The organism is Nonomuraea sp. KM90 (assembly GCF_052246675.1).
Lineage (GTDB): Bacteria > Actinomycetota > Actinomycetes > Streptosporangiales > Streptosporangiaceae > Nonomuraea.
Genome location: NZ_JBQQCB010000019.1, coordinates 43,055 through 69,764, shown reverse-complemented (window position 1 = coordinate 69,764; position 26,710 = coordinate 43,055). Strand labels below are relative to the sequence as shown.

Below are 26,710 nucleotides of genomic sequence, written 5' to 3'. Positions count from 1 at the left end.
CTGCCGTAACAGTACTTCGCCGGCCATTCGGACACCACCTATTTAGCCTTTGCGGCCGCCGGTGCGCCGGCGCGAGGGGCGCTCGGGCGGGAGCACCTCGACCGACGTCTTGCGGATGTGGTCGTAGACCAGCGACGTGCGCACGTCGGCGATGTTGCGGTGCCGCGCGACGTGGTCGAGCACGAAGTCGCGCAGGTGGCTCGCGTCGCGCACGCCCACCTGGATGATGAAGTCGTCCCCGCCCGACACGACGAAGACGGCCAGCGTCTCCGGCAGGGCGGCGACGTAGTCGCGGAAGCCCTCGACGGCCTCGCGGATCTTGGGGTGCAGGCGCACGTTGATCAGCGCCTGCACGGGACGGCCGATCGCGTCGAGATCGACCTCGGCGTGGAAGCCCTCGATCACGCCGGCCGACCGCAGCGAGCGCACCCGTTCGAGGCAGGTCGAGGGTGCGATGCCGAGGTGCTCGGCCAGCTCGCGGTTGGTCTGGCGGCCGTCGCGCTGCAGCTCGGCGAGGATGGCCGTATCAAGTTCGTCCATGTACGCATCTTCTCGCAGGTCTCCGAATTTTCTTCGGAATCGGCGCTTTCGTTTTGTAGGAATGACGGGAACGGTGTGAACCTTCAGGGTGAACTTCGGAGAAGGGACCCTTGCATGAGCGTGCTCGACGAGCTCGAACGCCGTACCGATCTGCCCACCAAGGAGCTCGCGGTCAAATGGGCGATCGTGATCGACAGCGACCTGCCCCGGGGCCTGCAGGCGAACGCCGCCGCCTGCCTGGCCGCGTCCGTCGGGGTCGCCGTCCCGGCCATCGTCGGGTCGGGCGGAGTGGACGCCTCCGGGCTCGCGCACGCCGGGCTGCCGTGGACGGGCTGCACGGTGCTGGGCGCCCCGGCCGCGATCGTCGCGCGGATCAGGAGCGAAGCCGCCGCCGAGCCCGACCTGATGGTCTCCGACATGGCCACCATCGCCCAGCGCGCCAACGTCTATGACGACTACCTGGCCGAGCTCGCGCGTACGGAGGAGCCGTCCTACTACGCGGTCAGCCTCTTCGGCCCGCGGGCACTGGTCGAGCGGCTCACCGGGAGGCTTCCGCTGCTGCGCTAGCGATCTTCAGCAGCCCGCCGCAAGATCGTGATCTACGGGCCGGTCCTTTGTCGGTCGCAGCCGCTAACGTTCCGCGCATCGCGGCGGCGGAAGCCGTGGCGTTCCACGACCACGAAAGGCGGGCGCTTTGGGTTGGCTGGCTGCGGGCGACGGATATGAGGTCGCCCTCATGGATGGCCGGGTGGCGGCGCGGGCCACCTCCGGCCGCGCGGCGGGGCGGCAGCTCAAGTCGCTGCCCAAGGCCCTGCGCGAGCACCCCGAGGTGGACCGGCTGCGCCGGTTGGCCGAGTGGCTCGACCGGCACGCCGCGGCATGCGTCGCCCAGGTCGACACCTGGATGGTGTCGTCGCTGCCGGTCCCGACCGGGCTGCTGGCCCGCGTCTGGCAGGACGAGGCGTGGCAGGTGGCGCTGCGCGACCTGGCCGTGGTCGGCGACGACCCGGACGAGGTCGGGTTCCTGCGCGACGCCACCGGCTCCGGCGAGCTGCGGATGGTCAACCTCGACGGTGAGACCGTGCGGCTGTCCCCGGAGACGGTGACGCTGCCGCACCCCGTGCTGCTGCCCGACCTCGACGACCTGCGGGAGTTCGCCGCGGAGCTGGGCCTGACGCAGAAGGTCGAGCAGATCCACCGGGCCATCTGGCGCAAGCCCGCCGAGGTGACCGGGAGGGAGGTGGCGGAGTTCGCCGGCGGCAAGTACGCCTCCAGGTTCGGGCTGGCCGCGCGGGCCACTCAGCTGGGCTACCGGGTGTCCGGGGGCTACGCCACGTGCCGGGTGCGCGACGCCGGGCGGTTCGCGGAGGCGGCCGTGTGGATCGGGGAGCCGTACTGGGAGGACGAGGTGCGCACCGGCAACCTCACCTGGCACGACCAGGAGGGCCGGTCGTTGCCGGCGGCCGAGGTCGGGCCGGTCGCGTGGTCCGAGGGGATGCGGATGGCCGCGGCGCTCCACGCCGGGCGACAGGTGGAGGAGAGCCAGTGAGCGAGACGCAGTCACCCGAGGAGTTGCTGAAGGCCGGCGCCGTGCTGCCGCCCGGCACCGAGGGGGCGGGCGACCGGGCGGTGCCGCTGGTGGCCCGCGCCTACCGCCATCCCGGGCTGGACGACCGGGTGGTCGTCCGGCTGGTCGCCGAGGAGCTGCGGCCGGCCGAGGACCTGGCGGCCGGGTTCCTCGGCCTGGAGCCCGAAGGGGAGCCCGCCGTCGTCGGGCTCGGCAGCCGGCGCTCGCTCGGCTTCCCCGAGTGGGTGCTCGTACGCCACCCCGAGGACGGCCACCACGCCCTGGCCATCGTGCCCGAGCTCGAACGCGCCGCCAGGCAGGCCAAGTCCAAGCCCAAGACGGCGCTCGACGCCTACCACGCGCTCGCCGGACGGCTCGCCACCTCCGTGCCGCACTTCCTGCCCACCTTCTACGAGCAGGCCGGGCGGGTGTTCATCGGCGTGGAGAACGCCACCTACGCCGGCCAGCTCTTCACCCACGCCCGCAGGGCCGAGGCCCAGCACGGCATCGAGGTCGACGAGGACCGGCTCGACGCCGTGTTCCTGGAGTTCGCGCTGGCCGGGGCGCTGCCGGTCAAGGCGCTGTCCGGATACGCGAAGGACCTGGCCGGGCGGCTGCCCGCCGACGAGGCGCTGCGCCGGTTCAGCCGGCTGTGCCTGCGGCGGACCGCCGGTGGCATGCCGCCCTCGTCGCAGATGGCGCAGGACCTGCGCAAGCTCGCGCGGGCCGCCGGCGCCGACGCCGACGCCGCCGAGCAGGCCTACCTGGCGGAGCTGCTCGTCCTGCCGGCCACCCTGCGGGCGCCCACCGGCTGGTGGCGCTCCCACGCCGCCGCCATCGCGGCGCTGGGCAGGCAGGACGCGTCCGTACGCGCGGCGCTCCTCGACCTCATGCCCGAGTCCAGGGAACGCGAGCTGGCCGGGGTGTGGCTGGGGGTCGTCGAGACGTCCGGCGCCGCCGACGACCTGGTCGCCGGGCGGCTCCGGCCGCGCGACGGCGTCAAGGGCTGGCTGGCGAGGTTCATGGCGGCCCGCAACCACGCCTGGGGGCTGCCGCGTCGCATGCCCGCACTCCACGCGCTCATCGAGCGGCTGGCCCCGCGGCTCCGCGAGGAGGGCGGGCCGCCGGTGGCGGCGCCGTACGAGGTGGATGTGCTCGACCTGCTGCTCGCCCTCGGCGTTCCGGTGGCCGACCCGGAGGAGCGCGCCACGCTGTGGCTCGAGCACTGGGCGCACGGCGAGGAGCGGCGCGACCTGGTCGCCCTGGAGGCCGACGGCCGGTTCCACGCCGCCTTCCGGCGGGCCGCCGACGGCTTCGGCGACAACGACAGCGGCCGGCGGGCCATCCGGCTGCTGGCCGCCTCGCCCGGCGGCCGGCCGATGCTCGCCGAGTGGACGCGCGAGGTCGCGCGGCGGTCGTCGGCCGCCGGGCTGCCCGACCTGCCCGACGCCATGCGCCGGCTGGCCTGGCTGCCCGGCGAGGCGCTCGCCCTGGCCGAGGACGACGTACGTGCGGCGGCCACCGCCGACATCGCGCAGGTGCTCGTCCGCACGCTGCGGGCCGGGCTGATCGACGAGCTGGGCTGGCCGGCCTGGGAGGAGGCGGCCGCGAGCCTCGTCCCCCGCAAGGACGTCGACGACCTGGTGGTCGCCGACGCCTGGCCGCACCTGATCGTCGCCGGTGCCTCCCAGGCGCGCGTGCTCGGCGTCGAGGGCACCGTGCTCACCCACGACCTGCGCGTCCCGGCCGCGGACTCGTGGGGCGATCCCGGCTTCCACTACGTGGACGGCGAGCTGCTCGTCTACTGGCAGTCCCGGCAGCTCGACCGCGGCCTGCGCGGCTACTGGCACACCGCCCCCGACCGGCTCCAGCCGCTGGGAACGGGCTCGCCGCGGGGCACGAGGCTCGACTGGTCCCGCGGCAACGAGCCCGCCACCCTGGCCCTGCCCGGCGGCGGGCGGACGACCGGCCACGGCGTGCTGCACCGGGGCGACACGGCCGTCCCCGACGAGCGCGCGGTGCTCACCGACGGCTCCTCCTACTGGGTGTGGTCGCGGGACGGATCCGACCACGACACCTCCGGCTGGTACGAGTTCGACCCCGCCACCGGGCAGGAAGGGCGCAAAGTCCTGCCCGGCTTCTTCGCCGACGCGCTGAGCACGGCCCCGGCCGGCAGCTCGTTCCGCGGCGGCTGGCTGCTGCCCGCCCCCTCCGACCGGGCCACCCCCATCGGCACGCCGGTGGGCGGGCTGCTCGGCTGGCGGGTGGTGAGCCTGTCGGACGGCTCCAGGCGGGGCGAGGACGCCGCCGGGCTCACGGTCACCGTGCCGCCCGGCTCCGACTCGCCGATCCTGGCCGTGCGGTTCCCCGGCGCCGAGCGCGCGTGCGCCGTCGTACAGGGGAGCTACCGGCTGCTCCTCGTCGATCCCGACGGTGTGGTCACCGCGACGGTCAAGACGGACGCGGCGCCCGGCCCGTTCGGCATGGGGACGATCATCCTGCCGCCCGCTCGTTACTGGAACCACCTGGAGCCCCGCGATCCCGAGGGGTCGGCCGTGCTGCGCCGGATCGACCGGGACACCGCGGCCGCGCTGCTGAAGGCGGCCGAGTCCGACGGCGACGACCTGCCCGCGCAGATCCGCGCGCTGCTGCCCGGGGTGACCCATGACGGGCTGGTGGCGGGCATCGCCGGGATCGCCGGCTTCGCCGCCCGCCAGCAGGAGTCGCTGCGCGAGATCGGGACCAGGCTCGCCGAGACACTGGCCGGCGACCACGGGCCGCAGGAGCCCGCCGGGCCCGAGGACGACGTCATCGAGACGGCGCTGAGCGGGCTGGGCGGCTCCGGCAACCAATACTGGCGGGCTCAGGACGCCGCCGGCGCCGTCCGCCAGATCCGGATCCTCGGCCAGGCGTTGTCGGCCCCGGACACCCTGCCGTCCAGGATGGGCCGGCTGCACCTCGACCTGCCCGAGCTGCCCGGCACCGGGCTGCGCTGGGATCACGCGCTCGACCACCCCGGCGCCGTGGCCTTCCGGGCCGCCTCCTCGACGACCGGCGCCGGCGGCCGGGTCGCGCTGCGCGCGCTCCTCGGCGAGCTGCACGAGCGCGGGCTGCCCGTCTCCGCCGAGCCCGCCCAGTGGCGCCGGATGTCGCTGCGCCTCGCGCAGCGGCACGTGGCCAGGCCCGACGGCAGCTGGCGCAACGGCAGTTGGCTCGGGCTGCTGCCGCTGGACGGCGGGGCGTTCATCGCCTTCGTGAACGTGCTGCACCACGGCACCTCGGCCACCACCTGGACGGCCCTGTTCCACGACCCGGCCGGCGAGTTCCAGGTGCCCGAGCCCTACACCGTCCAGTCCTCCGTCCCCCTCGGCGGGGACCGGCCGGCGGGCTGGGCGCAGGCGTTCCTCGCCGAGCTGGACGAGCGCGGGCCCGCGCCGTGGCGGCCCGAGGCGGCCGCGGAGTTCGCCCGGCTGACCGGCGTCTCCCTGACCACCGCCAAGCTCGTGGTGGCCGGGTTGCCGCGGGTGGACGCGTACGAGCGGGGCTTCCTCACCAAGGAGGAGCGCACGCTGCTTGACGTGAAGCTGGCCGACGCCGCCGTCGCCAAGGGCGAGCTCCAGAAGCTCGACCACCCCGTACGGTGGGCGATCGTCGCGGCCCTGCTGCCCGCCGACCCCGCCAGGCTGTGGACGGACGGGCCCGACGTGGCCGCCGCGGCCGAGGTGTGGAACGCGAAGGTCGGCCCGCAGGTGGCCGTGCCCGAATGGCTGCTCGGGGAGGCGACCCGCGCGCTCAGGACCGGCGGGGACGTCGGCCAGGCGGTGCGCGCCCTCATCGATCCGGCCGCCGCCCCCGAGCTGAGCCGGGACCTGGCCTGGAAGGTCCGCGACGACCGGGTGGAGCAGGCGAAGCAGAAGCACACGGGGTTCACCGCGACCACGCTCCGCATGATCGTGCCCGCGGCGGCGTGGCTGGCCCACCGGCTGCCGGCGGGCGACCCCATCAGGGCCGCGCTGCCCGCCGGGCTGGCCGCGGTCCGCGAGCGGCTGGCCCACCCCGAGCTGCTGCTCGACCTCGACCGCTACATCGACCTGCCCTCCTTCCGCAAGGTCGCGGGGGCGCCGAGCGAGACCACCGACAAATACGTCCGCTACGGCTGCCTCGTCCTGTCCACCTACGACGACCGGCCCTCGCCGGGCATCAGCGTCGCCCTGTACGACGAGGGCGACCCCTACCTGCGGGCCCTGCTGGGGGCCGAGGCGCCGTTCCCCGCTGAGATCGCGCTGCGCGTGGCGCGCGACCCGCGCTTCGCCGCCCTCCTCACCGACCCCGGTGACCCCGTGTCGGGATCGCGGGACGCCGAGGGCCTGTGGTGGCCGCAGGACCCCACGCGATCCGTGCCCGACCTGGTCGCCGAGGTGGCCGCCACCCACGGGCTGGGCGGGGACGCGGCGGCCGTCTACCTGATGTTGCTGGCGATGCCCGACCCGACCGACCGCAACGTCGCCAGGTGGACCGGATGGAAGCCCGCCCGGCTCAAGGCCGCCCGCGCCGAGCTGGCCGCGACCGACCTCGTCGTGGCGGCCGGGCGGAGCCGGGCCGGGCGCGGGCTGTTCCTGCCCGGCGCCTGGGCCGAGCTCACCGCTCCCAGCCTGCCCGTGGAGCTGTGGAAGCTCGCCATGTTCCAGCAGTGCCCCGGCGCGCCGCTGGTGCCGATCGAGCCCGCCGCCGCTCTTTACGCCACGGCGTGGCGGCGGGTGCGTGACGGCGACCTGCCCCGGTTCGAGGAGCTCAAGGTCGGACGTGGCGCCCGGCGCCGCTGAATCCCCATCACCCCTTAAGGACTTCTCTCCCATGACCATGACTCAAGACCAGGTGGCGGGCGCCCCGGCCCGACAGGTGCTCACGGCCGAGGAGCGGCACTCGGCCGAGCTGGCCTTCCTCGCCGCCTACGACGACGGGCCCCGGCCGCCGGGGTGGCGGTTGACGCCGCGCGCGGTGGTGACGTTCATCTGCGGCAGCGGTGACGAGACGCTGGAACTGCCGAAGGACCGGCGGGGCGGCGCCGCGGCCCCGGCGGGCGGAAGCGCCGCGGCTCCGGAAGGCGGCGGCGCCGCGGCTCCGGAGAATGGCGGTGTCCCGGCGCGGATGAAGGTGGAGGCCAAGTTCGTCGGGGAGCGGGCGCTCGTGGAGCGGTGCGTGGTGACGCTCGCCGGAGAGCGCGGGCTGCTGCTCGTCGGCGAGCCCGGCACGGCCAAGTCGATGCTGTCGGAGCTGCTGGCCGCCGCCGTGTGCGGCACCAGCGCGCTCACCGTACAGGGCACCGCGGGCACGACCGAGGACGCCTTCCGCTACGGCTGGAACTACGCCCTGCTGCTGGCCCAGGGCCCGAGCCGGGCGGCGCTGGTCGACTCCCCGGTGCTCACCGCCATGCGATCCGGCCGCGTGGCCAGGGTCGAGGAGATCACCCGCTGCCTGCCCGAGGTGCAGGACGCCCTGGTGTCGATCCTGTCCGACCGGCGGGTCAGCGTGCCCGAGCTGTCCGGGAGCGAGGACGCCCAGGTGGCGGCGGCGCCCGGCTTCACCGTGATCGCCACGGCCAACCTCCGGGACCGCGGGGTGTCGGAGATGTCGGCCGCCCTGAAGCGGCGCTTCAACTTCGAGACCGTCGGGCCCATCTCGGACGCGGCGGCGGAGACGGCGCTGGTGCGCCGGCAGGCGACGGCGGTGGTGCACCGGGCGGGGGCGGCGTTCGGGGTGGACGACGCGGTGCTGGAGGCGCTGGTCACCGTCTTCCGCGACCTGCGTTCCGGGCGGTCGGACGAGGGCTGGGACGTCGAGCGGCCCGGCACGGTGATGTCCACGGCGGAGGCGGTGCAGGTGGCCGCCTCGCTGGGGGTGGCGGCCGCCTACCTGCCCGCGGGCGACGTGCTCGACCTGGTGCCCGGGCACCTGCTGGGCGTCGTGCGCAAGGACGATCCGGCTGATCACGGGCGGTTGCTCGGCTACTGGGACGGACCGGTACGCCGCCGCGCCGAGCACGGCGCCGCGATGTGGCGCCGCCTTTGGGACCTGCGGGAGAACCTCCGTTGAGCCCGAAGAACGGCTCTCCCGAGGAGCTCCGGGGAGTGGACGGCTCTCCTGGGGATCTCCGGGGGGTGGACGGCTCTCTCGGCGATCCTCGGCGGGTGGTGGCGGAGCTGGCCGGGGCGCGGCGGCCGTACCTGCTGGGTGTCCGGCACCACAGCCCCGCCCTGGCCGGCGTCCTGCCCGCGCTGCTGGACGCGGCGGACGCCGAGGTGGTGTGCGTCGAGCTGCCGGTGGACTTCCAGCCGTGGCTGGAACACCTCGCCGACCCGGCGACCCAGGCACCGGTCGCGTTGGCGGGGACCGGTGGGGCGGGCGGGCTCGGGTTCTACCCCTTCGCGGACTTCTCGCCGGAGCTGGTGGCCATCCGGTGGGCCTGGAAGCGCGGGGCGGAGGTGGTGTGCTGCGACCTGCCGCTGTCCGACGCAGGCTGGCACACCCCAGCCCCGAGCCCGGCCCCAGCCCCGAACCCGAACCCGGCCCCACGCGCCGACCCGGACCCGGCCCCAGACGCGAACCTGGACCGGGTCCCGGATCCGGACGGCCCCCTGGATCCGGACCGCGCCCTGAATTTGGACCGGGTTTCGGATTCGGACCGGGCCTCGGGTTCGGGGCGTGGGTCTGCAGGTGCGGTCGGGGGGCGGCGGCGGGCGTTCGCTGAGGCGCTGGCGGACTCCGCGACCGGGCGTGAAGGCGACGACATGTGGGATCGGGCCGTCGAGGTGCTGGCGCCCGGATGCGAGCCGGAAGCCGTGCGCCGGGCCGCGCTCGGCGTCGGATGGGCGCTGAGGCGGGATGCCGAGGCGGCGGGCGGCGTGCCCGCCCGGGACCTGGCGCGTGAAGCCCACATGCGCCGCGTCCTCGCCGAGGCCGCCGCCGGCGGGCGCCGGGTCGCGGCCGTGGTCGGTGCCTTCCACGCCCCTGCCCTGGTCGATGACGGCGCTGCGGAGCGGGGCTCGGCCGCTGGGCAGGTCACCCCGGGTCCCGTCGAGCGGCCCGTCACCTCGCTCGTTCCCTATGCCTTCGACCTGCTCGATTCCCGCTCCGGATACCCCGCGGGCATCCGGGATCCCCGGTGGCAGCAGGCGGTGTTCGAGGCGGGCGGGGATCCGGAGCGGGTGCGGGACGGTGCCGCGCGGGCGATCACCGACCTGTGCCGGGAGATGCGCGCCGCCGGTCATACGGCGGGCACCGGGGAGGCCGTCGAGACGCTGCGCCTGGCCTGCGACCTGGCGCGGCTGCGCGGCCTGCCCGCCCCCGGGCGGGGCGAGTTGCTGGAAGCGGTGACGACGGTGCTCGGGCAGGGCGAGCCGCTCGGCCGTGGCCGGGCGCTCGCGCAGGCGCTCGAGACCGTCCTCGTCGGTACGGAACGCGGCCGTACCGCCCCGGGCACCCCGCGTTCCGGGCTCGGACCGGCGGTCGAAGCGGAGCTGGCCGCGCTGCGGCTGCCCGGCCCGGACAACCCGGACCGGCGGGAAGTGCGCCTCGACCCGCTCCGCTCCGACCTCGACGCGCGCCGCGAGGTCCTGCTGCAGCGGCTGCAGGTCTGCGGCGTCCCGTACGGCGAGCCGGTCGAGGTGGCCGGGACGGGCGACGCCGCCGCGCTCGGCACCAGGTGGCGCCTGTCCTGGACACCGGCGGTGCCCGCGCTGCTCGACCTGGCGGGCGTACGCGGTGTGACCCTGGAACAGGCCGCGGCCGGCACGTTGCGGGAGGCGTACCGGAGAGAGTCCGCGGAGGGCGGGCCCACCTGCCGGCTGATTCTCGACGGCCTCCGCGCGGCGGCCCGGTGCGACCTGCCCGAGCTGGTCGCGGACCGGCTCGCCGACGCGGCGGTCGCGCTGCCCGCGACCGCCACGCTCGCCGAGCTGCTCGACGCCCTCGACCTGCTGGAGGCGCTGCGCCGCGAGCACCTGCCCGGCACCACGCCGCAGGGCCGCGGGCAGGCCGCCGAGCTGGCCGGCACGCTGCTCGAGGCCGCGGTACGCGCGCTGCCGGGCCTGGCGGGCAGCGACCTGCCCGAGGACGCGTCCGCGCTGGTCGCGCTCGCCACCCGGGTCGGCGAGGAGCGGCTGGGGCTGCGGATGGACGACGCGCTGGGCGAGCTCGCGCGTACGGCGGCGCCGCTCATGCAGGGCGCGGCGCTGGCCGCCCGGGTCCTGCTCGACCTCGACGGCGCCGACACGCTCGGCGCCCGCGCGGCCGGCTGGATCGACACCGCCACCGGCCCCGACGGCCGCCGCCGGTTGAGTCGCCTGCTGACCGGCGTGCTGACGGCCGCCGGCCCGCTCCTCGAGTCCGCCCCGGCGGCTCTCGGCCCGCTCATGGACCGCATCGACGACCTGGCCGACCAGCAGTTCCTCGACCGGCTGCCCGCGTTGCGCGGCGGCTTCGACACGCTCGCTCCCGCGGCGCGCACGCGGCTGCTGGACACCGTGTCCGAACGGCTCGGCGACCGGCTCGACCTGGCGTTGACCGCGTCCCCCGAGCTGATCGGACTGTGGACGGCCGCCGACTCCGCCGGACTGGCCGTACTGCGCTCTCTGGGGCTGTCCGGCTCCGGCGCGCCGGAGAGCTCGGCCGCCGAGATCGCGGATCCGGCATCCGCCCCATCGGCGCGGGCCGATGACGCGCGACGGCTGGCGCCGGGGGATCGGTGGCGGTTGCTGCTCGGGCGGGAGTCGGAGCGGCTGCCGTCGAACGCGCGGGCGTACGCGCGTGCCCTCGACGAGCTGTACGGCGCCGGCCGCGGCGAGGGCTCCGACGACTTCGAGCCCCGGGGCGACGGCGGGGGGCAGGAGGAGTCGTTCCCCACGGCGCGGGAGTGGGCGGAGGAGCTGGAGGCGCTGTTCGGGACCGAGGTGCGCGAGGAGGTGCTGGCCCAGGCCGCCGACGCCGGGCGTACCGACGTGCTGGCGCAGCTGGACCCCGCGTCCGTACGCCCGTCCGTCGAGCTGCTCACCTCCGTGCTCTCCCTGGCCGGTGGCCTGCCCGAGCAGCAGGTTGCCAAGCTGCGGCCGCTCGTGAAACGGCTGGTCGCCGAGCTCACCCGCGAGCTGGCCACGAAGCTGCGGCCCGCGCTGACCGGGCTGGGAAGCCCGCGCCCGACCCGCCGTCCTGGCGGGCGGCTCGACCTGCCCCGCACCCTGCGTGCCAACCTCCAGCACAGCCGGCGCCTGGAGGACGGGCGGCTGGTGGTAGTGCCGGAGCGGCCGGTGTTCGGGACACGGGCCCGGCAGGAGGCCGACTGGCGGCTGATTCTCGTGGTCGACGTGTCGGGCTCCATGGAGGCGTCGGTGATCTGGTCGGCGCTGACCGCCGCGGTCCTGGCGGGGGTGCCCACGCTTTCCACTCATTTCCTGACGTTCTCCACCCAGGTGATCGACCTGACCGACCAGGTGACCGACCCGCTCTCGCTGCTGCTCGAAGTCCGGGTCGGTGGCGGCACGCACATCGCGGCGGGGCTCGCTCACGCGCGCACCCTGGTGAGCGTGCCCAGCCGTACGCTCGTGGTGGTCGTGAGCGACTTCGAGGAGGGCTATCCGCTCGGTGGCCTGCTCGGGGAGGTACGCGCCCTGGCCGGGTCCGGCGTACACCTGCTGGGGTGCGCCGCCCTGGACGACAGCGGCGTACCGCGCTATTCGCTGCCCGTCGCCCAGCAACTCGTCGCGGCCGGGATGCCGGTCGCCGCCCTCAGCCCGCTCGCCCTCGCCCGCTGGGTGGGCGATCGCCTTCGCGGAGAGAACCGGTGAATTCCCCAACCTCGAACGTCCCCGCCGCCGCCTCCCAGCTGCCGGCCGCGGCGCCGCACGTGGTCGCCGCCGCCGTGGAGGGGCTCACCTCCCGGCTGCGGAAGAAGCTGGACGCGGCCGTCGAGCAGTACGCCGCCCTTGCCGTCGAGGTGGTGGATGGTGAGGGGGTTCGGATCGTCTGCGGTGAGGACGCGGTGGTGACGCTGTCGCCGGGGGCGTCCGGGGTGGTCGTGGAGGAGGGGCAGGCGAGGTGCAGTTGCCTGCTCGCGCCACGATGCCTGCACCGGGCCGCGGTGCTCTGCGCGTGCCCGGTGGGGGAGCCCGGGGCTGTGGCGGTCGGCCCCGATGCCGCCCCCGATGCCGCCCCCGATGCCGCCCCCGGTGCCGCCCCCGGTGCCGTCCTCGATGCCGCCCCTGATGGAGGCGTCGTTGGTGGTGGCGCCGGCTCCGGCGAGGTCGTGGCGGCCAATCCGGGAGCCGGTCCGGGGGCCGGTCTGGGGGCTGGTTCCGGTGCGGGTCCCGGGTCTGCCGGTGGGTCGCCGGCCGGGGCAGATCCAGCCACCGGACTGACGCCGGCCGGCGGTGACGGGTCAGTCGCCGCGGCCGGTGGCGGGCAGGTGGGCGCTGCGGCCGGTGGTAGACAGGTGGGCGCCGCGGCCGACAGCGGGCGGGTGGCGGCTGCGGCGGGGTTGTGGCGTGCTGGGGCGGCGGTGCTGGTGGCCGGGGTGCCGGGCGCCGGTGCGGTGGCGCAGGCCGAGTTGCTCCGCGCCGCCCATGCCGCTCGCCTGGCCGGGTTGCCCAGGGCCGAGGCCGCGGCCCTCCGGGTCGTACGCGGGCTGCGGTCGGCGCGCGAGCAGCACGGCGGCCACCGCCTGGCGGACCTCGTGTCCGCACTGCGCGAGCTCCTGCTCATCACAGGCAGGCTGGCCGCCGCGGATCCCGATCCGGCGCTGGTCGGCAGCGTTCGCCGGAACTACGAGCAGGGCGGCAGCCTGCGCGTCTACGGCGTCTGCCGGGAGCCGGTGATCAGCGCCACCGGGTACGGCGGTGCCGTCACCCACGTCGTCGCGGAGGACGGCCGCTGGTTCTCCGTCTCCGACGTCAGGCCGGGCGGGCCGGCGCGCGCCCGTGGCGCGGGCACCGCGACCGTCGCCATCGGCTCCGCGATGCTGACCCACGCCCAGCTGGCCAGGGCCGGACTGCTGATCGTCGGAGCCACCGTCTCCCCGGACGGTCGGCTCGGCGCGGGCAGCGGGGTACGCGCGACACCCTCGAACGGCATGCCCTGGACGGAAGGGCCGCTGGCCGCACTGTTCGCGCGCCCGCTGGGCGAGGCGGCCAGGGCCCGGCTCGCCGGGGATTCGTGGAGCGAGTCGGACACGGCGGACGAGGCCCGGGAGCCGGTCGGGTGCGATCTGGTGATCGTCGGCGCGGCGGGGGATCACGTGCTGGCGCGCGAACTCGTACCCGGCGACGGCGAGGTGCGAGCGGATGGGCCGATGATCCGGCTCGTCCCGGCCGACCGGCACCCCGACCTCGCCCACGTCGCCAACCTCCAGCGGCTCGCGTCCCGGCCCGGGTTGTGCGTGCGGGTCGTGGGACGGGTCGAGCCGGATCGGGCGGCGACCCTGTCCGCGCTGGCCGTGGGGCCCGTACCTGGGGTGGAGGCGACGTTGCGGCTGCCCGCCGAATGGCACGGCCGGGCCGACCTCGGCTACGACCGCCTGCAGAGCGCCCACCTTCCCTCGCCGGCCGACGACCTGGAAGGGCTCATGGGCGGGGCCGGCAACGTGGATCCGGTGTCCAGCGCGCCGTTGTGGCGGGTGCGGCGGCTCGTCGAGCTGGCCGTCGCCGGTGGACGCCGGGCGGTGGCGGAGTCGGGACGCGGTGGCGACTTCAAGGTGCAGGGGGCGTCCCTGCGCCGGAGCGGCTTCCCCGCCGCGGCCGAGCTGGCCGCGGGACTCGCCGCCGAGGCCGATCGGTGGCAGCGTGACGTGTTCGGCCGGTTGACGGATGCCGGGCCGGATCGGTACGCGCGGGCGTGGCTGGCCGCGGCCGTCCACCTGTCCGCGACGGAACGGGCCCTCGTCGAGGCGTCCTGGCAGACCGCCGATTGAGGGCTGCGCCGGAGCGTTTGGGAGGCGGCGGGCCTACGCGCCTGTGGTGGCCGGTCCGTCAGGACGTGTGGTGGCCGGTCCGTCAGGACCTGTCGTGGCCGGTTCGTCAGGGGGCGGGCCGGTGCGTTCGGGGGAGGGGCCTGCGGGGTTATGAGCTGCCGGGCATGAGCCGGGCGGCGAGGAGGGCGGCGAAGGCGAGCAGTGCGACCCCGCAGGCCGCCTCCAGGACTCGTACGGCCAGTGGCGGCAGCGCCTTGCGGAGCACGGCGATGAGGCCGGCCGAGACGAAGCACCAGGCCAGGGAGGAGGTCATGAAACCGGCGAAGAACACGGCCAGGCTCGCGGCCCCCGCGTCGGAGCCCAGCACCGAGCTGACGGCCCCGGCCGCGCCCGACCAGTAGACGACGTTCCAGGGGTTGCCGAGCGACATGGCGGCCCCGACCGCGAGGGCGCCACGGCCGGGGCGGGCGCCCGGGGGCGGGGCGGGGCGGGGGAAGGCGGCGTCACGGAGCGCCGTCAGGCCGAGCCAGCCGAGCAGGAGGCACCCGGTGACCGTCAGCGGGACGCGCAGCGCCGGTACCGTGAACAGCGCTCCGACGCCGGCCAGCCCGAGCAGCGCCCATACGGCGTCACCGGCCAGCGACCCGACCTGCACCGCGAACGCCGGCCGGAACCCTCCCCGTACGCCCCTCCGCAACGACTCGCTGAACACCGCACCCGGCGCCGCGTTGAACAGCAACCCCACCCAGAAGGCCAGCATGAAGATCTCGGACATGGCGTTCACTCTCGCGGCAGGTGCCCCGAGCCGTCTTGTCGGATATTGACGGCCCGGTAGCGGCCGGGCGTGATGGCGTACGCGGCGGTGAAGTGCCGGTGGAAGTGCGCCTGGTCGGCGAACCCGAGGTCGTGGGCCACGACGGCGACGGGCCGGCCCGCGCGCAGCCTGCGCCGGCCCTCCGCGAGCCGGGCCTGCAGGTGCCAGGCGTACGGCGGGCAGCCGGTGGCCCTGGTGAAGGACCGTACGAGGTGCTCGCGGGACATCCCGGCGGCGTCGGCGAGGTCGGCCAGGCGGGGCGGGCTGGACAGGTCGGACCGTAGCCGGTCCAGCACGGCGGCGATGGGCGCGGGGATGGCGGAGGGGACCGGCGTGGTGGTACGGGCGGCGGTGGGGAGCGGAGCGGCGGCGCGGTCGAGCAGGTGGAGGAGCATCTGCGTCAGCCGTTCCGCCACCAGGGCAGCGTCGTCGCCCTCGGCGTCCAGGTCCCGCGCCGCCCGCAGCAGCTCCGAGCGCAGGTGGGCGGCGCGTACGACCGGCCGTTCGAACTCCGGCGGCGGCCCGCCGACCAGTGACTCCAGCACGGCCGGCGGGACGTACCAGCTCACGCACGTGAACGCCACGTCGTCCGGTGTCCGGGTGGTGCAGGACTGGACCTGGCCGGGGTTGTACACGGTCACCTCGTCCAGGTCCACCTCGAACGAGGACCGGTCCAGCCGCACCTGCTCGCGCCCGCACAGGTTGACGCTGATGACGTACTCGTCGTGGCTGTGCCGGGCGAAACCGCCGGAGACCGGCCTGATGACGGCCAGCTGGGTGCCGTCCATGTCCCAGACCTGCATACCGGCAAGATTAGGTCATACGGGAGGAACCAGGACAAAGTAGCGATCGAGTACGGCCCTGTCGCCCCGCACGTCGAGCCCGTCGGCCGGGATCCGATGCCAGAGGAACAACATCAGGTCCGACGCCGTACCGGCCAGCTCGACGTCGAAGTCCCCGTCGCCGACCCGTACGTGCTCGCCCTCGAAACGGACCACCCACTCACCCGGCCCGTCGGTCCGGACGAAGCGGAACCCCTCGCCCGCCCCCGCCGGGGCCTGCGTCCAGGCCCGCCGCGCGGGCGCCATCACCTCGAACGTGTGCGCGATCGCATCCGCCGCGATCTCCTCGGCGATGGGACGAGGGGTGCCGAGGGCGCCCTCGGCGTCCCACCGGTGCACGGCGGCCTCGATGACCTGTATCCGCAGCCAGAACCCGACCGTCCGCTCCTCCCACCAGGTCCACGCGGGCTCGTCCGGCGCGCGCTCCCGGAACAGCGCCGCGAGCCGGTCCGCCCCCTCCGCGAACCAGTCCAGCAGGCTGCCCGGGATCGGCCCGAAGGTGGGGGACCGGTCCGGCGCGGGCCAGCCCGCCGTGTCGGGTGGCGATTCTGTGCGGGCCAGGTAGGCGAAGTCGGGCGGCTCCTTGAGCCGGTCCCGGACGATGACGCCGACGAATCGATGGACCCCGCTCAGGTGGCCCACGAGATCGGACATGGTCCAACCGGGGCAGGACGGCACGATGGGCGCGTCGCCTGCGTCGGCCGCCTGGCGGGCGGCGTCCTGGAATGCGCGTACTTCCCGCTGGAAATGTGCGACAGCTTCCATGGCGTTCACTGTGCCCTATGGGGAAGATCGGCCTCGACCGGGTTTCCCTTGGGCCGCGATCCGATCAGGTGAGCGCCGCCGGCGACGGCCAGGGCGAGGCCCACGAGCGCGGCGCTCACCCACAGCGGCGACCGGAACCCGAGCCCGGCCCCGATCGCGACCCCGCCCAGCCAGGGACCGAGCGCGGCCCCCACGTTGAACGCCGCCGTGGCGAACCCGCCGGCCAGGGTGGGGGCGCCGGTGGCCGCGTACAGGACCTGGGAGATCAGCGTGGAGCCGACCGCGAACGACAGCGTCCCCTGGACGAACACCAGCGCGACCGCCGGCACCGGCGCTCCGGCGGCCACCGCGAAGGCGGCCCATCCGGCCACCAGCGCCACCCCGCCGATCACCAGCAGCGGTAGGGGCCGCCGGTCCGCGATCCGCCCGCTGATCGTCACCCCGGCGAACGACCCCAGCCCGAACAGCGCGAGCATCCCCGGCATCCAGGCGGACCCGATCCCGGTGACCTCGGTGAGCAGCGGCGCGAGGTAGGTGAACGTGCAGAAGGTGGCGCCGTTCACCAGCGCTCCCAGCAGCAGGAGCACCAGCAGCCGAGGCCGCCGCAACGCCCGCGCCTCGACCCGCGCCCGCCCCGCACCCCGCCCACCGACGCGCCCGCCGTTCCGGCTGCCGGTCCCCCCGGAAGCGTCGGTCCCGTTGGAAGCGTCGGTCCCGTTGGAAGCGTCGGTCCCGTTGGAAGCGTCGGTCCCACCGGAAGCGTCGGTCCCGCCAGCAGCGTCGGCGCCGCCCGGAGCTCCGGCCGGTACGGACTTCAGGACCGCGACGATGGCCGGCACCAGCGCGAGGGCCACCGCCCAGAACGCCGAGCGCCACCCCCACAGCTCACCGAGCAGCGCGCCCCCGGGCACCCCCGCCACGCAGGCGACGGTGACCCCGCCCAGCAGGACGGACGTGGCCCGCCCCTTGGCGTCCGGCGGCGCCAGCCCGACCGCCGTCGCCATGGCCACCGCCAGGAACCCGGCGTTGGCCAGCGCCGCCACGACCCGCGTGCCGAGCAGCACCTCGTAGCTGGTCGTGACCGCGCCGAGCACGTGGACGAGCAGGAAGACCACCAGAAAGGCCAGCAGCGCGAACCGCCTGGACAGCCGCAGGCTCAGCACCGCCATCAGCGGCGCCCCCACCACCATCCCGGCGGCGAACGCCGAGGTCAGCAGCCCTGCGGCGGGGATGGACACGTTCAGGTCCCGGGCGATGCCGGGCACCAGCCCGGACAGCATGAACTCGGACGTCCCCTGGGCGAAGACCGCCAGTCCGAGCAGGTAGACAGCGAAAGGCATGAAAGAGACTCCGCGACCACGTCATGGATCGGCACATGGATGCGCGCAGGACGGAGTGAGGATCGTCCTGCCGCGTGAGAGGCGCCCGACGACCGGTGTCAGAAGGGCGACCAGAGCACGACGCAACGGTGCATCCGAATGGCGTGGCGGGAATTCCCGGGCAGAGGCCGGCGATGCGTGCGAACGCACGGCCAGTGCGGGAGGAATGGGTCCAGGCGTCAGCGCCCCGACCTGCGGGGGCAGCAGCGCGGAACAGCCACCGGACGACCGGTGGCTAGCGTCTTGACGCCTCGGGGCTGGACATACGCGGCAACGTAGCAACCGCGTACGCGCCACGTCCAATGGATTTGCTATCTTGGACCGACCGTTCCAAGTTAGGGGGTGCCGATGCCGGACGTGAAGCATTTCGATCCCGACGTCGTGCTGGAGCAGGTGGAGCGCCTGTTCTGGCAGCGCGGGGCCGCCTCCACGGGAGTCGCGGAGGTCGTGGCGGCGACCGGCCTGAGCCGCTCCAGCCTGTACGCGACGTACGGCGGCAAGCAGGACCTCTACGTCAAGGCGCTGACCCGCTACGTCGAGCGCCGTTCGGAGCCGGTGTTCCAGGCCCTGGCGACCGACGGGCGCGGCCTGCCCGCCATCGCCGCCTTCTTCGACCGGCTGATCGAGGCCCGGTGCGCGGGCGAGCACGCGCGCTGGGGCTGCATGGTCTCCAACGCCCATGCCGAAGGCGCCGACCCGGAGGTGCGCCGCGTGCTGGACCGCCACCAGGACCGGCTGCGCACGGCCATGCGCACCGCCCTGGAGGCGGCCGGTCCGCAGCTCCGCCCCGACACGGACCTCGACGCGGCCGCCGAGCTGCTCACCCTGCTCGCCTACGGGGTGAACCTGCGCTCGCGCGCCGGCGCCGACGCCGCCGCGCTCCGCAAGGGCGTGACCGCCGCCCTCGACTTCCTCCGCCCGGCCGCCGCCTGACCGAAGCCCGCCGGACGGAAACCTGACACCCGACAGAACGCGAGGAGAAGACAGATGGACGTCAGACCGCAAGTAGTGATCTTCGACGTGAACGAGACCCTCACCGACATGGAGCCGCTGAGGGTGAGGTTCGAGGAGGTGGGCCTGTCGGGCGAGCAGATGACGGCCTGGTTCGCGAGCGTGCTGCGTGACGGCTTCGCGCTCACGGCCGCCGGCGGCTACGCCGAGTTCGCCCAGATCGCCACCGACGTCCTCAAGGCCCTGGGCCTGGAGGACAAGGCGATCGGTCACGTGCTGAGCGGGTTCGCGGAGTTGCGGGTGCACCCCGACGTGCCGGCGGGCATGCGGGCGTTGCGCGAGGCCGGGATCCGGCTGTTCACCATGACGAACGGCGCCGCCGCCATGACCCAGGGCATCCTGCGCCGCGAGGGCCTGCTCGACCTGGTGGAGGCCACGCTGGACGTGAGCGGCCCCCGGGTCTGGAAGCCGGCCGGAGCGGCCTACGAGTACGCCGTGGCCCAGGCGGGGGTGGACCCCGGGCAGGCGGCTCTGGTGGCGGTGCACCCGTGGGACATCGACGGCGCCCAGCGGGCGGGGCTGATCGGGGCGTACCTGGACCGGCGCGGGACGGCGTACCCGAGCGTGATGAGCACCCCGCACGTCTCCGCCCCCGACCTGCGGGCACTGGCGGAGAGGTGGACGTAGGAGGCTAGAAGAACCGGGCGCTCTGGACGTACTCCATCGCCTTCGTGAACTCCGGATCGTTCATCCGGCGCCCCAGCTCCTCCTCGGAGACCTCCTCCACCCGCGTCTGGATCCACCACAGGTTGCCGAACGGGTCGCGCACCCGGCCCACGCGGTCACCCCAGTACAGGTGCGTGACGTCGGTGATCGACGTCCCGCCCGCCGCCACGGCCCGGCGGTGGGTGGCGTCGGCGTCGGGGACGTACAGGCGCAGGAAGGCCGGCGTGGGCGGCCAGCCCGGCGCGGAGTCGAAGAGCATCACGATGGCGTCCCCGATGCGCACCTCCGCGTGCCCGATCCGGCCGTCGGCGTCCGTCACGCGGCCCAGCTCGACGGCGTCGAAGGCGGTCTCGAGGTAACGGATGATCCCGTCCGTGTCGGGGGAGATGATCCACGGCGTGACGGTCGTGTACCCCTCGGGGATCGGCTTGACGGTCATGTTCCCTCCAGGAAGGTCAGTGCGTTCTCACCGACACTAGGCCCGAAGTAGGCCAGAACCTGTCCTACATAGGATGGGATCCATGGCCGACTCCCGCCTCCTGAACTTGCTGTCGCTGCTCCAGACCCCGCGGGAGTGGCCGGGCGGAGAGCTCGCCGAGCGCCTGGGCGTCAGCCGCCGCACCGTCCGCCGTGACGTGGAGCGCCTGCGCGACCTCGGCTACCCGGTCGAGGCCACGATGGGGGCGGCCGGCGGCTACCGGCTGGTCGCGGGCACGGCCATGCCGCCGCTGCTGCTGGACGACGAGGAGGCGGTGGCCATCACGGTGGGCCTGTCCACCGCGGCCAGGCACCCGGTGCAGGGCATCGAGGAGGCGTCCGTACGCGCTCTGGCCAAGCTGGAGCAGGTGTTGCCCGCCCGGCTGCGCCACCGGGTCAGGTCGCTGGGCGGCGCCACCGTGCCCATGCCCGCCCTCGAAGGGCCCCAGGTCGATCCGGGGCGGCTCACCGCGCTGGCGGTGGCCGCGGCGGGCAAGGAGCGGGTGCGGTTCGCGTACCGGGCCAACGACGGGGGCACGAGCAGGCGGCTGGTCGATCCGCATCGGCTGGTGGTGGCCGGGCGGCGCTGGTATCTGCTGGGCCACGACCTCGACCGCGACGACTGGCGGATCTTCCGGATCGACCGCATCGACGAGCTGCGTGCGACGGGTGCCAGGATCGTGCCGCGCGAGCTGCCTGCCGGGGACGCGGCCGCCTACGTGGCGGGCCGGCTCTACTCGCTGGCGTCCACGTACGAGGCCGTCGTCACGCTGCACGCCCCCGTCACGGAGCCGATCAGGGCGCTGGGCGAGGTCACCCCGATCGGCGAGCGGGCCTGCCGCCTGCGCATGCACGCCGACACCCTCGACTGGCTGGCCTTCCGGCTGACGACGATCGGCTGCGAGTTCGAGGTGCACGAGCCGCCCGAGCTGACCGAGCACCTGCGGGAGCTGGCCGCCCGCCTCACGAGGGCCGCGACAGGAACTCCAGCACCATCGGACCCGCCACCTGCCTGAACTCCTCGAAGTACGCGTGCCGCGCCCCCTCGATCATCCGCAGCCCGGCCCCGGGGATGCGCCCGGCCAGCAGCGGCGCGTTGGCGGCCGGGTTGAACACGTCGTCGGTCCCGTGCACGACCAGCGTGGGCGCGGTGATGCCGGGCAGCGCGTCCCAGCTGTCGTGGCCCGCGCTGGCGGCCAGGTGGCGGCGCCGGGCGAAGGCGGGCATGTCCGGGTCGCCGGTCGTGCGGTGGGGGCCGGGGTGTGCGACCAGCCAGGCGGGGGTGTACATGAGCTCCAGCAGCGCCCGCTCGGCGGCGGCCCGGTCCGGCTGGGCCAGCGACCTGCGTACGTCGTTGCTCCGTTCGATCCCGTGGGCGCCGCCCGGCGAGCTGCAGCCGAGCACCAGCGCCCCGACGCGCTCGGGGTAGTCGGCCGCCAGCCACTGGGCCACCCGGCCGCCCATCGACGTCCCGTACACGTGCGCCCGCCCTGCCCCCACCTCGTCGAGCACGGCCAGCACGTCGGTGGCGAAACCGCGCGTGGTGTACGGCTCGTCGGGTTTGTCGCTGTCGCCCGTGCCGCGGTAGTCGAGGGTGATGGTCTGGTACGTCCCGTCGAAGTCCGCGCGTACGGAGTCCCACCAGCGGTGGTCGTTGGCCTGCCCCTGCAGCAGCACGAGGGGCGGCCCGTCGCCGCGGACCTGGTAGGACAGCTTCACGCCGTCGGAGGTGGTTGCGTAAGGCACGACTTCGATGGTGCCCTACGTTGGAAGGTGTCCGGTTCGCCGCCCCGGCTCCGACGTCCCTCCCGAAAGGCAACCCAGAGAGAGGACGACCCCCGTGAAGTACATGATCCTGTCCTACGCCTCCCAGCAGGACTACGACGAGATGTCCGGCAAGGACACCGGGCGGGTCACCTGGACCGAGAAGGACATGGCGGCGATGAACGAGTTCATGACGGCGGTCAACAAGGAGCTGGAGGAGTCCGGCGAGCTGGTCGAGACCCGCGGCCTGGCCGCGCCCGTCCACACGCGCAGGGTGGGTGCCCGCGACGGCGTCCCGTTCGTCACCGACGGGCCCTACGCCGAGACCCAGGAGGTGCTGGCGGGCTACTGGATCGTGGAGTGCGAGAGCTTCGACCGGGCCACCGAGATCGCCGCCCGCCTGGGCCAGTGCCCGTTCCCCGGCGACGTCCACGCCAACGCGTACGCCGACATCCGGCCCATCATGGAGTCCGCGGACGACATGGGGTTCTGAGGGAGGGACGGGATCGACGGGATCGCCGGAGAGGGCCTGCTGCGCGAGCTGGCGCCGCAGGTTCTCGGCGCGCTGGTCCGGCGCTACGGGCACTTCGACACCGCCGAGGACGCGGTGCAGGAGGCCCTCCTCGCGGCGGCCACGCAGTGGCCGGAACAGGGCGTACCGGACGATCCGCGGGCCTGGCTCATCACGGTGGCCGCGCGGCGGCTGACCGACCTGCTGCGCGCCGAGCAGGCGCGCCGCCGCCGTGAGGACACCGTCGCGGCGCGGGCGCTGCCGGACGACTGGCTGGCCCCGGCCGCCGACCAGCCGGCCGGCGCCTCGGACGACACGCTCATCCTGCTGTTCATGTGCTGCCACCCGTCGCTGACGCCGGACTCGCAGATCGCGCTCACGCTGCGCGCGGTCGGCGGCCTGACGACCGCGGAGATCGCCCGCGCGTTCATGGTGTCCGAGGCCACCATGACGCGCCGGATCACGCGGGCCAAGCAGCGGGTCAAGGACAGCGGCCTGCCGTTCCGCCTGCCCCGCGCGGCCGAGCGCGCCGAGCGGCTGGGCGTGGTGCTGCACGTGCTCTACCTGATCTTCAACGAGGGGTACGCCAGCACGTCCGGGCCGGACCTGCACCGCGCCGAGCCGGCGGCGGAGGCGATCAGGCTGGCCCGCATGGTGCACCGGCTGCTGCCCGGCGATGCCGAGGTGGCCGGGCTGCTGGCCCTCATGCTGCTCACCGACGCGCGCAGCCCGGCGCGCACCGGGCCGGACGGCGCGCTGATCCCGATGGCCGAGCAGGATCGCGGCCGGTGGAACGCGGCCTACATCGCCGAGGGCGTCGAGCTCGTCACCGGCGCGCTCTCCCGGGGGACGCCCGGGCCCTACCAGCTCCAGGCCGCCATCGCCGCCCTGCACGACGAGGCGCCCACGGCGGAGGAGACCGACTGGCCGCAGATCACGGCGCTGTACGAGCTGCTGATGCGCATCTCCGGCAACCCCATGGTGGCGCTCAACCACGCCGTGGCCGTGGCCATGGCCCACGGTCCCTGGGCCGGGCTCGACCGGCTCGAACGCCTCCGGGACGACGACCGGGTCTCTGGTGACCACCGGCTGCACGCGGTCCGGGCGCACCTTCTGGAGATGGCCGGCGACCTCGCGGGGGCCCGCCAGGCGTACGAGGAGGCGGCCGGCCGCGCCATGAGCCTGCCCCAGCAGCGCTACCTGCACGCCAGGGCGGCCCGCCTGTCAGCCGAACCTGATGTGCCGCAGCGTGACCCCGATCCGACGCAGCCGGCGCCGTAGCGCGCCGTCGGTGTCGGGCGCCAGGCGCAGGCCCGCCGCCTCCGCGATCCGGTCGGCGACCTGCTGCAGCCCGAAGCCGACGTGCTCGGGGTCGCACACCACGCTGGACGGGAGGCGGCGGTGCAGCTCGTGGGCGGTGTGCGTCTTGCCGCCGCCGAACGGGCCGTTGATCCACACGAGCATGGCGGTCAGCCTACGGGTTCGCACCCCCCGGGGCCGCCTCGAAGACGGTCAGGGACTTCAGCTCGTGCCGTCCGACCGCGCCGAACAGCTCCGCCAGCCCCTTGTGGATCCGGCCCAGCTTGTCCTCGGGCAGGCGCAGGCGGCGGGCGATCGGGCCGGGAGCGGCGCCGCCGTGCCAGGCGAGCACCAGGCGCCCGCCGGGGCGGGTGACCCGGCGCAGCTCCCGCAGGCCGGCCTCCAGGTCGGGCCAGAGGGCCACGTTGTTCACCGCCACCACGCAGTCGAAGCTGTCGTCGGGGAAGCCGGTGTCGGCCGCGCTGCCCAGCCGCAGGTCGGCGCCTCCCGCGTGGCGGGCGGCCTGGGCGCGCATCTCGGGTGAGGGGTCCACGCCGCAGACGCGACCGGCGCCCGTACGGGTGAGGAGCCGGACGAGGCCGCCGGGGCCGTACCCGATCTCCAGCACGTGCTCGCCGGGGCGCACGCGCAGGACGCGCAGGAGCTCGCCCTGCCGGTTCGTCCACAGCATGAAGCGCCCGGCCAGGCGTCCGAGCAGCCCGGACGGCGCGGCGAAGGGCGAGTTGACGGGTCCGCCCGTGACCCACGATGTGGTTCCCATTCCTCCAGGGAAGCGGTTCAAGGCGACTTGAAGTCAAATGGAGGCATGGAACCGATCCCGATCGGCGAGGCCGCGCGTCTGCTCGGCATGAACGCCTCCGCGCTGCGCTACTACGAGGAGCGCGGCCTGGTCGTCCCGGCCGGCCGCAGCCGGGGGCGGCGCGTGTACGGCAGGCAGGAGCTGCGGCGGCTGGTCTTCCTGCGCATGTTGCAGCAGCTCGGCGTGCCCCTGGAAACGGCCGGGGCGGTGCTGGACGCGCCGGGGGAGGAGTGGCGGGCGGCGGTGGGCGAGCGGATCGAGGAGCTGGACGAGGTGATCGCGCGGGCCAGGGCGGCGCAGTGGGTGCTGGGACACGCGCTGGAGTGCCCGGCCGAGCATCCGGCCCGGGACTGCGACCACCTCGTCGGGATGCTGGATCAGCTGCTGGAGGGGTACACGTTCGCGCAGCTCGCCGCCGAGCACGAGCCGCGGTGGACGTCGCTGGGATTGACGGAGTGAGCCCTCACTCCGTACTGTGGATGGTATGACGAACCCGACCGCACGCCGCAGAGCGCCGGCGATGAGCCCGGAGCAGCGGCGCGAGATGATCGTCCGCGCGGCCCTCCCCCTGGTGGTCGAATACGGCACGTCCGTCACCACCGCCCAGATCGCCCGCGCGGCGGGCATCGGCGAGGGCACCATCTTCCGCGCCTTCGGTGACAAGGACAAGCTGCTGGCCGCCTGCATGGCCGAGGCGGTGCGGCCGGACGACACGCTCGCCCACGTGGCCTCGATCTCGCTGGACCTGCCGCTGGCCGAGCGGCTGGTGGAGGCGTCGGAGGCGCTGCGCGGCTACCTGTCGCGGATGGGCGCTGTGGCCGGCGCGATGGCGGCCTCGGGCGCCCTGCGCCGCGGGGCGCCGCCCGCCGACGAGGGCGAGCCGGCCGAGGAGGGCGGGCCCGAGGGAGAGGGCCGCCGCGATCGTGCGATGTCCTCGCGGGACGCCTCGATGGCGGCCACCAATGAGGTGTTGGCCGGCCTGTTCGAGCCCGAGCGCGACGCGCTCAGGCTGCCGCCGGAGCAGCTCGCCCAGGCGTTCGGGTTCCTGACGATGGCGGCCGGCCGGGGCCCGGCCCCGCTGGGCTCGGCCGAGCTGGTGGACCTGTTCCTGCACGGGGCCTACGCGAACTCCGGAAAATAATCGGCGCGGCGGGGGAATGCATCGGCGGGGGGTGTGGTTACATACATCGTGGCCGGTGTGCCCAGTGTCCCCGGGCCTCACCTATTGCCTTCGCGGACTACCGTTCGGCTGGAGCCGCGTTGTGCCTTTCGCCGAGAGGCGACACGCACACCGGTACGCACTCGTAGAACGCCCGCCCTCTCCGGAGGGCGGGCGTTCGCGCATGTTCAGGACTTCTCCCAGTACGGATCCGTGACGCCCCCCGGAGAGGCCAGCGCCTCGGAGTCGAGCCCGGTGAGCCTGGCCCCCGCCTGGTAGGCGCTGTCCAGGAACTCCAGCACGGCCCCCACGGGATCCTCCATGGCCCGCACGTCGTCATACCGCAGGACCGCCAGATGGCTGCCCCGGGCCGTGATCCACTCCGCCTGGGCGGGGCGTAGCGGCTCCCGTTCCAGCCCCTCGGGCTCCGGCGCGGTGTAGGAGTAGAAGGCCGGCCACGGCCGCTCCTTGTCCCCGAACCAGAACCCCGAGCTGATGACCTCCCAGCTGTAGGCCTCCCGCGTGACCGGGTCGGCGTCAGGCGAGATCTTGACCACGCGCCCGGTGAACCGGGTGACCGCGATGTCGAAGGTGTGCCAGAAGTGGTGCACCGGGCTCGTCTTGCCGGCGAAGTCGGCGGCGAAGCGGTCCAGCAGCTGCACCACCTGCGACAGGATCCGCCAGTAGCGGTTGATCAGCATCGGGTCGTAGCGCGCGTGCAGCGTGTCCTCGGCGAACGGGGTGTCGTCGCCCATGTCGAACGGCACCGCCCAGATCTCCGGCCGGATCCCGAGCCCCGCCAGGGTCTCGAACAACCGGTCGTGGAACGAGGCCACCGACCTGCCGATCAGGCTGAACTCCGCGCTGCGCCCGTCGAACACGTCCACCACCAGCCGGTGCCGTACGAGGTCGAAGTCGACGCAGAACAGCGGCTGCTCGCCCAGCCCGCCCATCGGCCGCGTGGTGAGCCCCCGCCCGGTCGGATGGAACGGCACCTGCCACCAGTGGTTTCGCCGGTTGCTCGAAGCAAGCCGGATCTTCCCCACGATCTGGGCGAACCTGTGAAAGGTCTCCTTGGCCTCCGTCCACTCAGCAAGCGGCATTGCCGGGAACAGCTCCATGACGGCCCCCTCCGACTTA

General features: G+C 74.5%; 23 protein-coding genes. 13 read left to right on the top strand and 10 right to left on the bottom strand.

The features are described 5' to 3' along the window. Window positions 1-42 precede the first annotated feature (42 nt). Complete coding sequence (locus tag ACTWPW_RS21665; RefSeq protein ID WP_375113234.1) at window positions 43-540, bottom strand: Lrp/AsnC family transcriptional regulator; 498 nt, start codon at window positions 538-540, stop codon at window positions 43-45. A 114-nt stretch (window positions 541-654) separates the two neighbouring features. Between ACTWPW_RS21665 and ACTWPW_RS21660 the strand changes: the two genes are divergently transcribed. The 6 genes from ACTWPW_RS21660 to ACTWPW_RS21635 all read left to right on the top strand — a co-directional run bounded on the left by ACTWPW_RS21660 (window position 655) and on the right by ACTWPW_RS21635 (window position 14,063). Further along, window positions 655-1,107, top strand: a complete 453-nt coding sequence (locus ACTWPW_RS21660) for a DUF2000 domain-containing protein (RefSeq protein WP_375113235.1) — start codon at window positions 655-657, stop codon at window positions 1,105-1,107. Between the two features lie 127 nt (window positions 1,108-1,234). Then, window positions 1,235-2,089, top strand: a complete 855-nt coding sequence (locus ACTWPW_RS21655) for a DUF4132 domain-containing protein (RefSeq protein WP_375113236.1) — start codon at window positions 1,235-1,237, stop codon at window positions 2,087-2,089. Next, window positions 2,086-6,930, top strand: a complete 4,845-nt coding sequence (locus tag ACTWPW_RS21650) for a DNA-binding protein (protein WP_443169737.1) — start codon at window positions 2,086-2,088, stop codon at window positions 6,928-6,930. Before ACTWPW_RS21655 ends, ACTWPW_RS21650 begins: the two co-directional genes overlap by 4 nt. Window positions 6,931-6,961: 31 nt before the next feature. Next, the gene (locus ACTWPW_RS21645; protein WP_443169736.1) at window positions 6,962-8,200 is read left to right on the top strand and encodes an ATP-binding protein; all 1,239 of its coding nucleotides are present in this window, start codon (window positions 6,962-6,964) and stop codon (window positions 8,198-8,200) included. Further along, entirely contained in the window at window positions 8,197-11,946 is a 3,750-nt protein-coding gene (locus tag ACTWPW_RS21640) for a vWA domain-containing protein (RefSeq protein ID WP_443169735.1), read from the top strand. The genes ACTWPW_RS21645 and ACTWPW_RS21640 overlap by 4 nt, the downstream gene beginning before the upstream one ends. Next, window positions 11,943-14,063, top strand: coding sequence for a hypothetical protein (locus ACTWPW_RS21635; protein WP_443169734.1), 2,121 nt, complete (start codon window positions 11,943-11,945; stop codon window positions 14,061-14,063). Before ACTWPW_RS21640 ends, ACTWPW_RS21635 begins: the two co-directional genes overlap by 4 nt. A gap of 148 nt (window positions 14,064-14,211) precedes the next feature. Here the strand turns inward: ACTWPW_RS21635 and ACTWPW_RS21630 are convergent, their stop codons facing one another. Genes ACTWPW_RS21630 through ACTWPW_RS21615 form a run of 4 tightly spaced genes read right to left on the bottom strand, consistent with a single transcriptional unit; the run spans window position 14,212 to window position 17,824 of the window. After that, a complete protein-coding gene (locus ACTWPW_RS21630; RefSeq protein WP_443169733.1) occupies window positions 14,212-14,838 on the bottom strand; it encodes a LysE family transporter in 627 nt (208 codons plus the stop codon). Window positions 14,839-14,843: 5 nt separating this feature from the next. Then, window positions 14,844-15,680, bottom strand: a complete 837-nt coding sequence (locus tag ACTWPW_RS21625) for an AraC family transcriptional regulator (RefSeq protein ID WP_443169732.1) — start codon at window positions 15,678-15,680, stop codon at window positions 14,844-14,846. A gap of 15 nt (window positions 15,681-15,695) precedes the next feature. Continuing rightward, on the bottom strand, window positions 15,696-16,484 hold the full coding sequence (locus tag ACTWPW_RS21620; RefSeq protein WP_443169731.1) for a maleylpyruvate isomerase family mycothiol-dependent enzyme: 789 nt from the start codon (window positions 16,482-16,484) through the stop codon (window positions 15,696-15,698). A 5-nt stretch (window positions 16,485-16,489) separates the two neighbouring features. Further along, window positions 16,490-17,824, bottom strand: a complete 1,335-nt coding sequence (locus tag ACTWPW_RS21615) for an MFS transporter (RefSeq protein ID WP_443169730.1) — start codon at window positions 17,822-17,824, stop codon at window positions 16,490-16,492. Between the two features lie 387 nt (window positions 17,825-18,211). Here ACTWPW_RS21615 and ACTWPW_RS21610 point away from each other — a divergent pair, with 387 nt between their 5' ends. Beyond that, window positions 18,212-18,796, top strand: coding sequence for a TetR/AcrR family transcriptional regulator (locus ACTWPW_RS21610; protein ID WP_443169729.1), 585 nt, complete (start codon window positions 18,212-18,214; stop codon window positions 18,794-18,796). Between the two features lie 54 nt (window positions 18,797-18,850). Then, window positions 18,851-19,501: a haloacid dehalogenase type II gene (locus ACTWPW_RS21605; protein WP_443169728.1), complete on the top strand. Its 651-nt coding sequence runs from the start codon at window positions 18,851-18,853 to the stop codon at window positions 19,499-19,501. A gap of 4 nt (window positions 19,502-19,505) precedes the next feature. Here the strand turns inward: ACTWPW_RS21605 and ACTWPW_RS21600 are convergent, their stop codons facing one another. After that, a complete protein-coding gene (locus tag ACTWPW_RS21600; RefSeq protein WP_364128844.1) occupies window positions 19,506-19,979 on the bottom strand; it encodes a VOC family protein in 474 nt (157 codons plus the stop codon). A gap of 82 nt (window positions 19,980-20,061) precedes the next feature. On the opposite strand from ACTWPW_RS21600, the gene ACTWPW_RS21595 reads away from it, so the two are divergent. Continuing rightward, window positions 20,062-21,033: a helix-turn-helix transcriptional regulator gene (locus tag ACTWPW_RS21595; RefSeq protein ID WP_375113248.1), complete on the top strand. Its 972-nt coding sequence runs from the start codon at window positions 20,062-20,064 to the stop codon at window positions 21,031-21,033. Here the strand turns inward: ACTWPW_RS21595 and ACTWPW_RS21590 are convergent. Beyond that, complete coding sequence (locus ACTWPW_RS21590; protein WP_443169727.1) at window positions 20,981-21,763, bottom strand: alpha/beta fold hydrolase; 783 nt, start codon at window positions 21,761-21,763, stop codon at window positions 20,981-20,983. The genes ACTWPW_RS21595 and ACTWPW_RS21590 overlap by 53 nt on opposite strands. A gap of 103 nt (window positions 21,764-21,866) precedes the next feature. On the opposite strand from ACTWPW_RS21590, the gene ACTWPW_RS21585 reads away from it, so the two are divergent. Together ACTWPW_RS21585 and ACTWPW_RS21580 are read left to right on the top strand one after the other, a co-directional pair. After that, entirely contained in the window at window positions 21,867-22,274 is a 408-nt protein-coding gene (locus ACTWPW_RS21585; protein ID WP_375113498.1) for a YciI family protein, read from the top strand. A 12-nt stretch (window positions 22,275-22,286) separates the two neighbouring features. Continuing rightward, window positions 22,287-23,573, top strand: coding sequence for an RNA polymerase sigma factor (locus ACTWPW_RS21580; RefSeq protein WP_443169787.1), 1,287 nt, complete (start codon window positions 22,287-22,289; stop codon window positions 23,571-23,573). On the opposite strand, the gene ACTWPW_RS21575 is transcribed toward ACTWPW_RS21580, so the two are convergent. Together ACTWPW_RS21575 and ACTWPW_RS21570 are read right to left on the bottom strand one after the other, a co-directional pair. After that, complete coding sequence (locus ACTWPW_RS21575) at window positions 23,517-23,756, bottom strand: hypothetical protein (protein WP_375113250.1); 240 nt, start codon at window positions 23,754-23,756, stop codon at window positions 23,517-23,519. The genes ACTWPW_RS21580 and ACTWPW_RS21575 overlap by 57 nt on opposite strands. Before the next feature lie 10 nt (window positions 23,757-23,766). Then, window positions 23,767-24,372: a class I SAM-dependent methyltransferase gene (locus ACTWPW_RS21570; RefSeq protein WP_375113251.1), complete on the bottom strand. Its 606-nt coding sequence runs from the start codon at window positions 24,370-24,372 to the stop codon at window positions 23,767-23,769. 45 nt (window positions 24,373-24,417) lie between these two features. Between ACTWPW_RS21570 and ACTWPW_RS21565 the strand changes: the two genes are divergently transcribed. Further along, a complete protein-coding gene (locus tag ACTWPW_RS21565; protein WP_375113252.1) occupies window positions 24,418-24,870 on the top strand; it encodes a MerR family transcriptional regulator in 453 nt (150 codons plus the stop codon). A 25-nt stretch (window positions 24,871-24,895) separates the two neighbouring features. Then, window positions 24,896-25,552, top strand: a complete 657-nt coding sequence (locus tag ACTWPW_RS21560; protein ID WP_375113253.1) for a TetR/AcrR family transcriptional regulator — start codon at window positions 24,896-24,898, stop codon at window positions 25,550-25,552. 206 nt (window positions 25,553-25,758) lie between these two features. On the opposite strand, the gene ACTWPW_RS21555 is transcribed toward ACTWPW_RS21560, so the two are convergent. After that, the gene (locus tag ACTWPW_RS21555; protein ID WP_364128863.1) at window positions 25,759-26,691 is read right to left on the bottom strand and encodes a DUF5996 family protein; all 933 of its coding nucleotides are present in this window, start codon (window positions 26,689-26,691) and stop codon (window positions 25,759-25,761) included. Window positions 26,692-26,710 lie beyond the last annotated feature (19 nt).

Coding starts and splice junctions, on each gene's coding strand:
- ACTWPW_RS21620 (WP_443169731.1), bottom strand. CDS start 16,484: ATGGAAGCTGTCGCACATTTCCAGCGGGAAGTACGCGCATTCCAGGAC.
- ACTWPW_RS21575 (WP_375113250.1), bottom strand. CDS start 23,756: ATGCTCGTGTGGATCAACGGCCCGTTCGGCGGCGGCAAGACGCACACC.
- ACTWPW_RS21595 (WP_375113248.1), top strand. CDS start 20,062: ATGGCCGACTCCCGCCTCCTGAACTTGCTGTCGCTGCTCCAGACCCCG.
- ACTWPW_RS21560 (WP_375113253.1), top strand. CDS start 24,896: ATGACGAACCCGACCGCACGCCGCAGAGCGCCGGCGATGAGCCCGGAG.
- ACTWPW_RS21625 (WP_443169732.1), bottom strand. CDS start 15,680: ATGCAGGTCTGGGACATGGACGGCACCCAGCTGGCCGTCATCAGGCCG.
- ACTWPW_RS21565 (WP_375113252.1), top strand. CDS start 24,418: ATGGAACCGATCCCGATCGGCGAGGCCGCGCGTCTGCTCGGCATGAAC.
- ACTWPW_RS21610 (WP_443169729.1), top strand. CDS start 18,212: ATGCCGGACGTGAAGCATTTCGATCCCGACGTCGTGCTGGAGCAGGTG.
- ACTWPW_RS21585 (WP_375113498.1), top strand. CDS start 21,867: ATGATCCTGTCCTACGCCTCCCAGCAGGACTACGACGAGATGTCCGGC.
- ACTWPW_RS21605 (WP_443169728.1), top strand. CDS start 18,851: ATGGACGTCAGACCGCAAGTAGTGATCTTCGACGTGAACGAGACCCTC.
- ACTWPW_RS21600 (WP_364128844.1), bottom strand. CDS start 19,979: ATGACCGTCAAGCCGATCCCCGAGGGGTACACGACCGTCACGCCGTGG.
- ACTWPW_RS21555 (WP_364128863.1), bottom strand. CDS start 26,691: ATGGAGCTGTTCCCGGCAATGCCGCTTGCTGAGTGGACGGAGGCCAAG.
- ACTWPW_RS21645 (WP_443169736.1), top strand. CDS start 6,962: ATGACCATGACTCAAGACCAGGTGGCGGGCGCCCCGGCCCGACAGGTG.
- ACTWPW_RS21570 (WP_375113251.1), bottom strand. CDS start 24,372: ATGGGAACCACATCGTGGGTCACGGGCGGACCCGTCAACTCGCCCTTC.
- ACTWPW_RS21615 (WP_443169730.1), bottom strand. CDS start 17,824: ATGCCTTTCGCTGTCTACCTGCTCGGACTGGCGGTCTTCGCCCAGGGG.
- ACTWPW_RS21665 (WP_375113234.1), bottom strand. CDS start 540: ATGGACGAACTTGATACGGCCATCCTCGCCGAGCTGCAGCGCGACGGC.
- ACTWPW_RS21660 (WP_375113235.1), top strand. CDS start 655: ATGAGCGTGCTCGACGAGCTCGAACGCCGTACCGATCTGCCCACCAAG.
- ACTWPW_RS21630 (WP_443169733.1), bottom strand. CDS start 14,838: ATGTCCGAGATCTTCATGCTGGCCTTCTGGGTGGGGTTGCTGTTCAAC.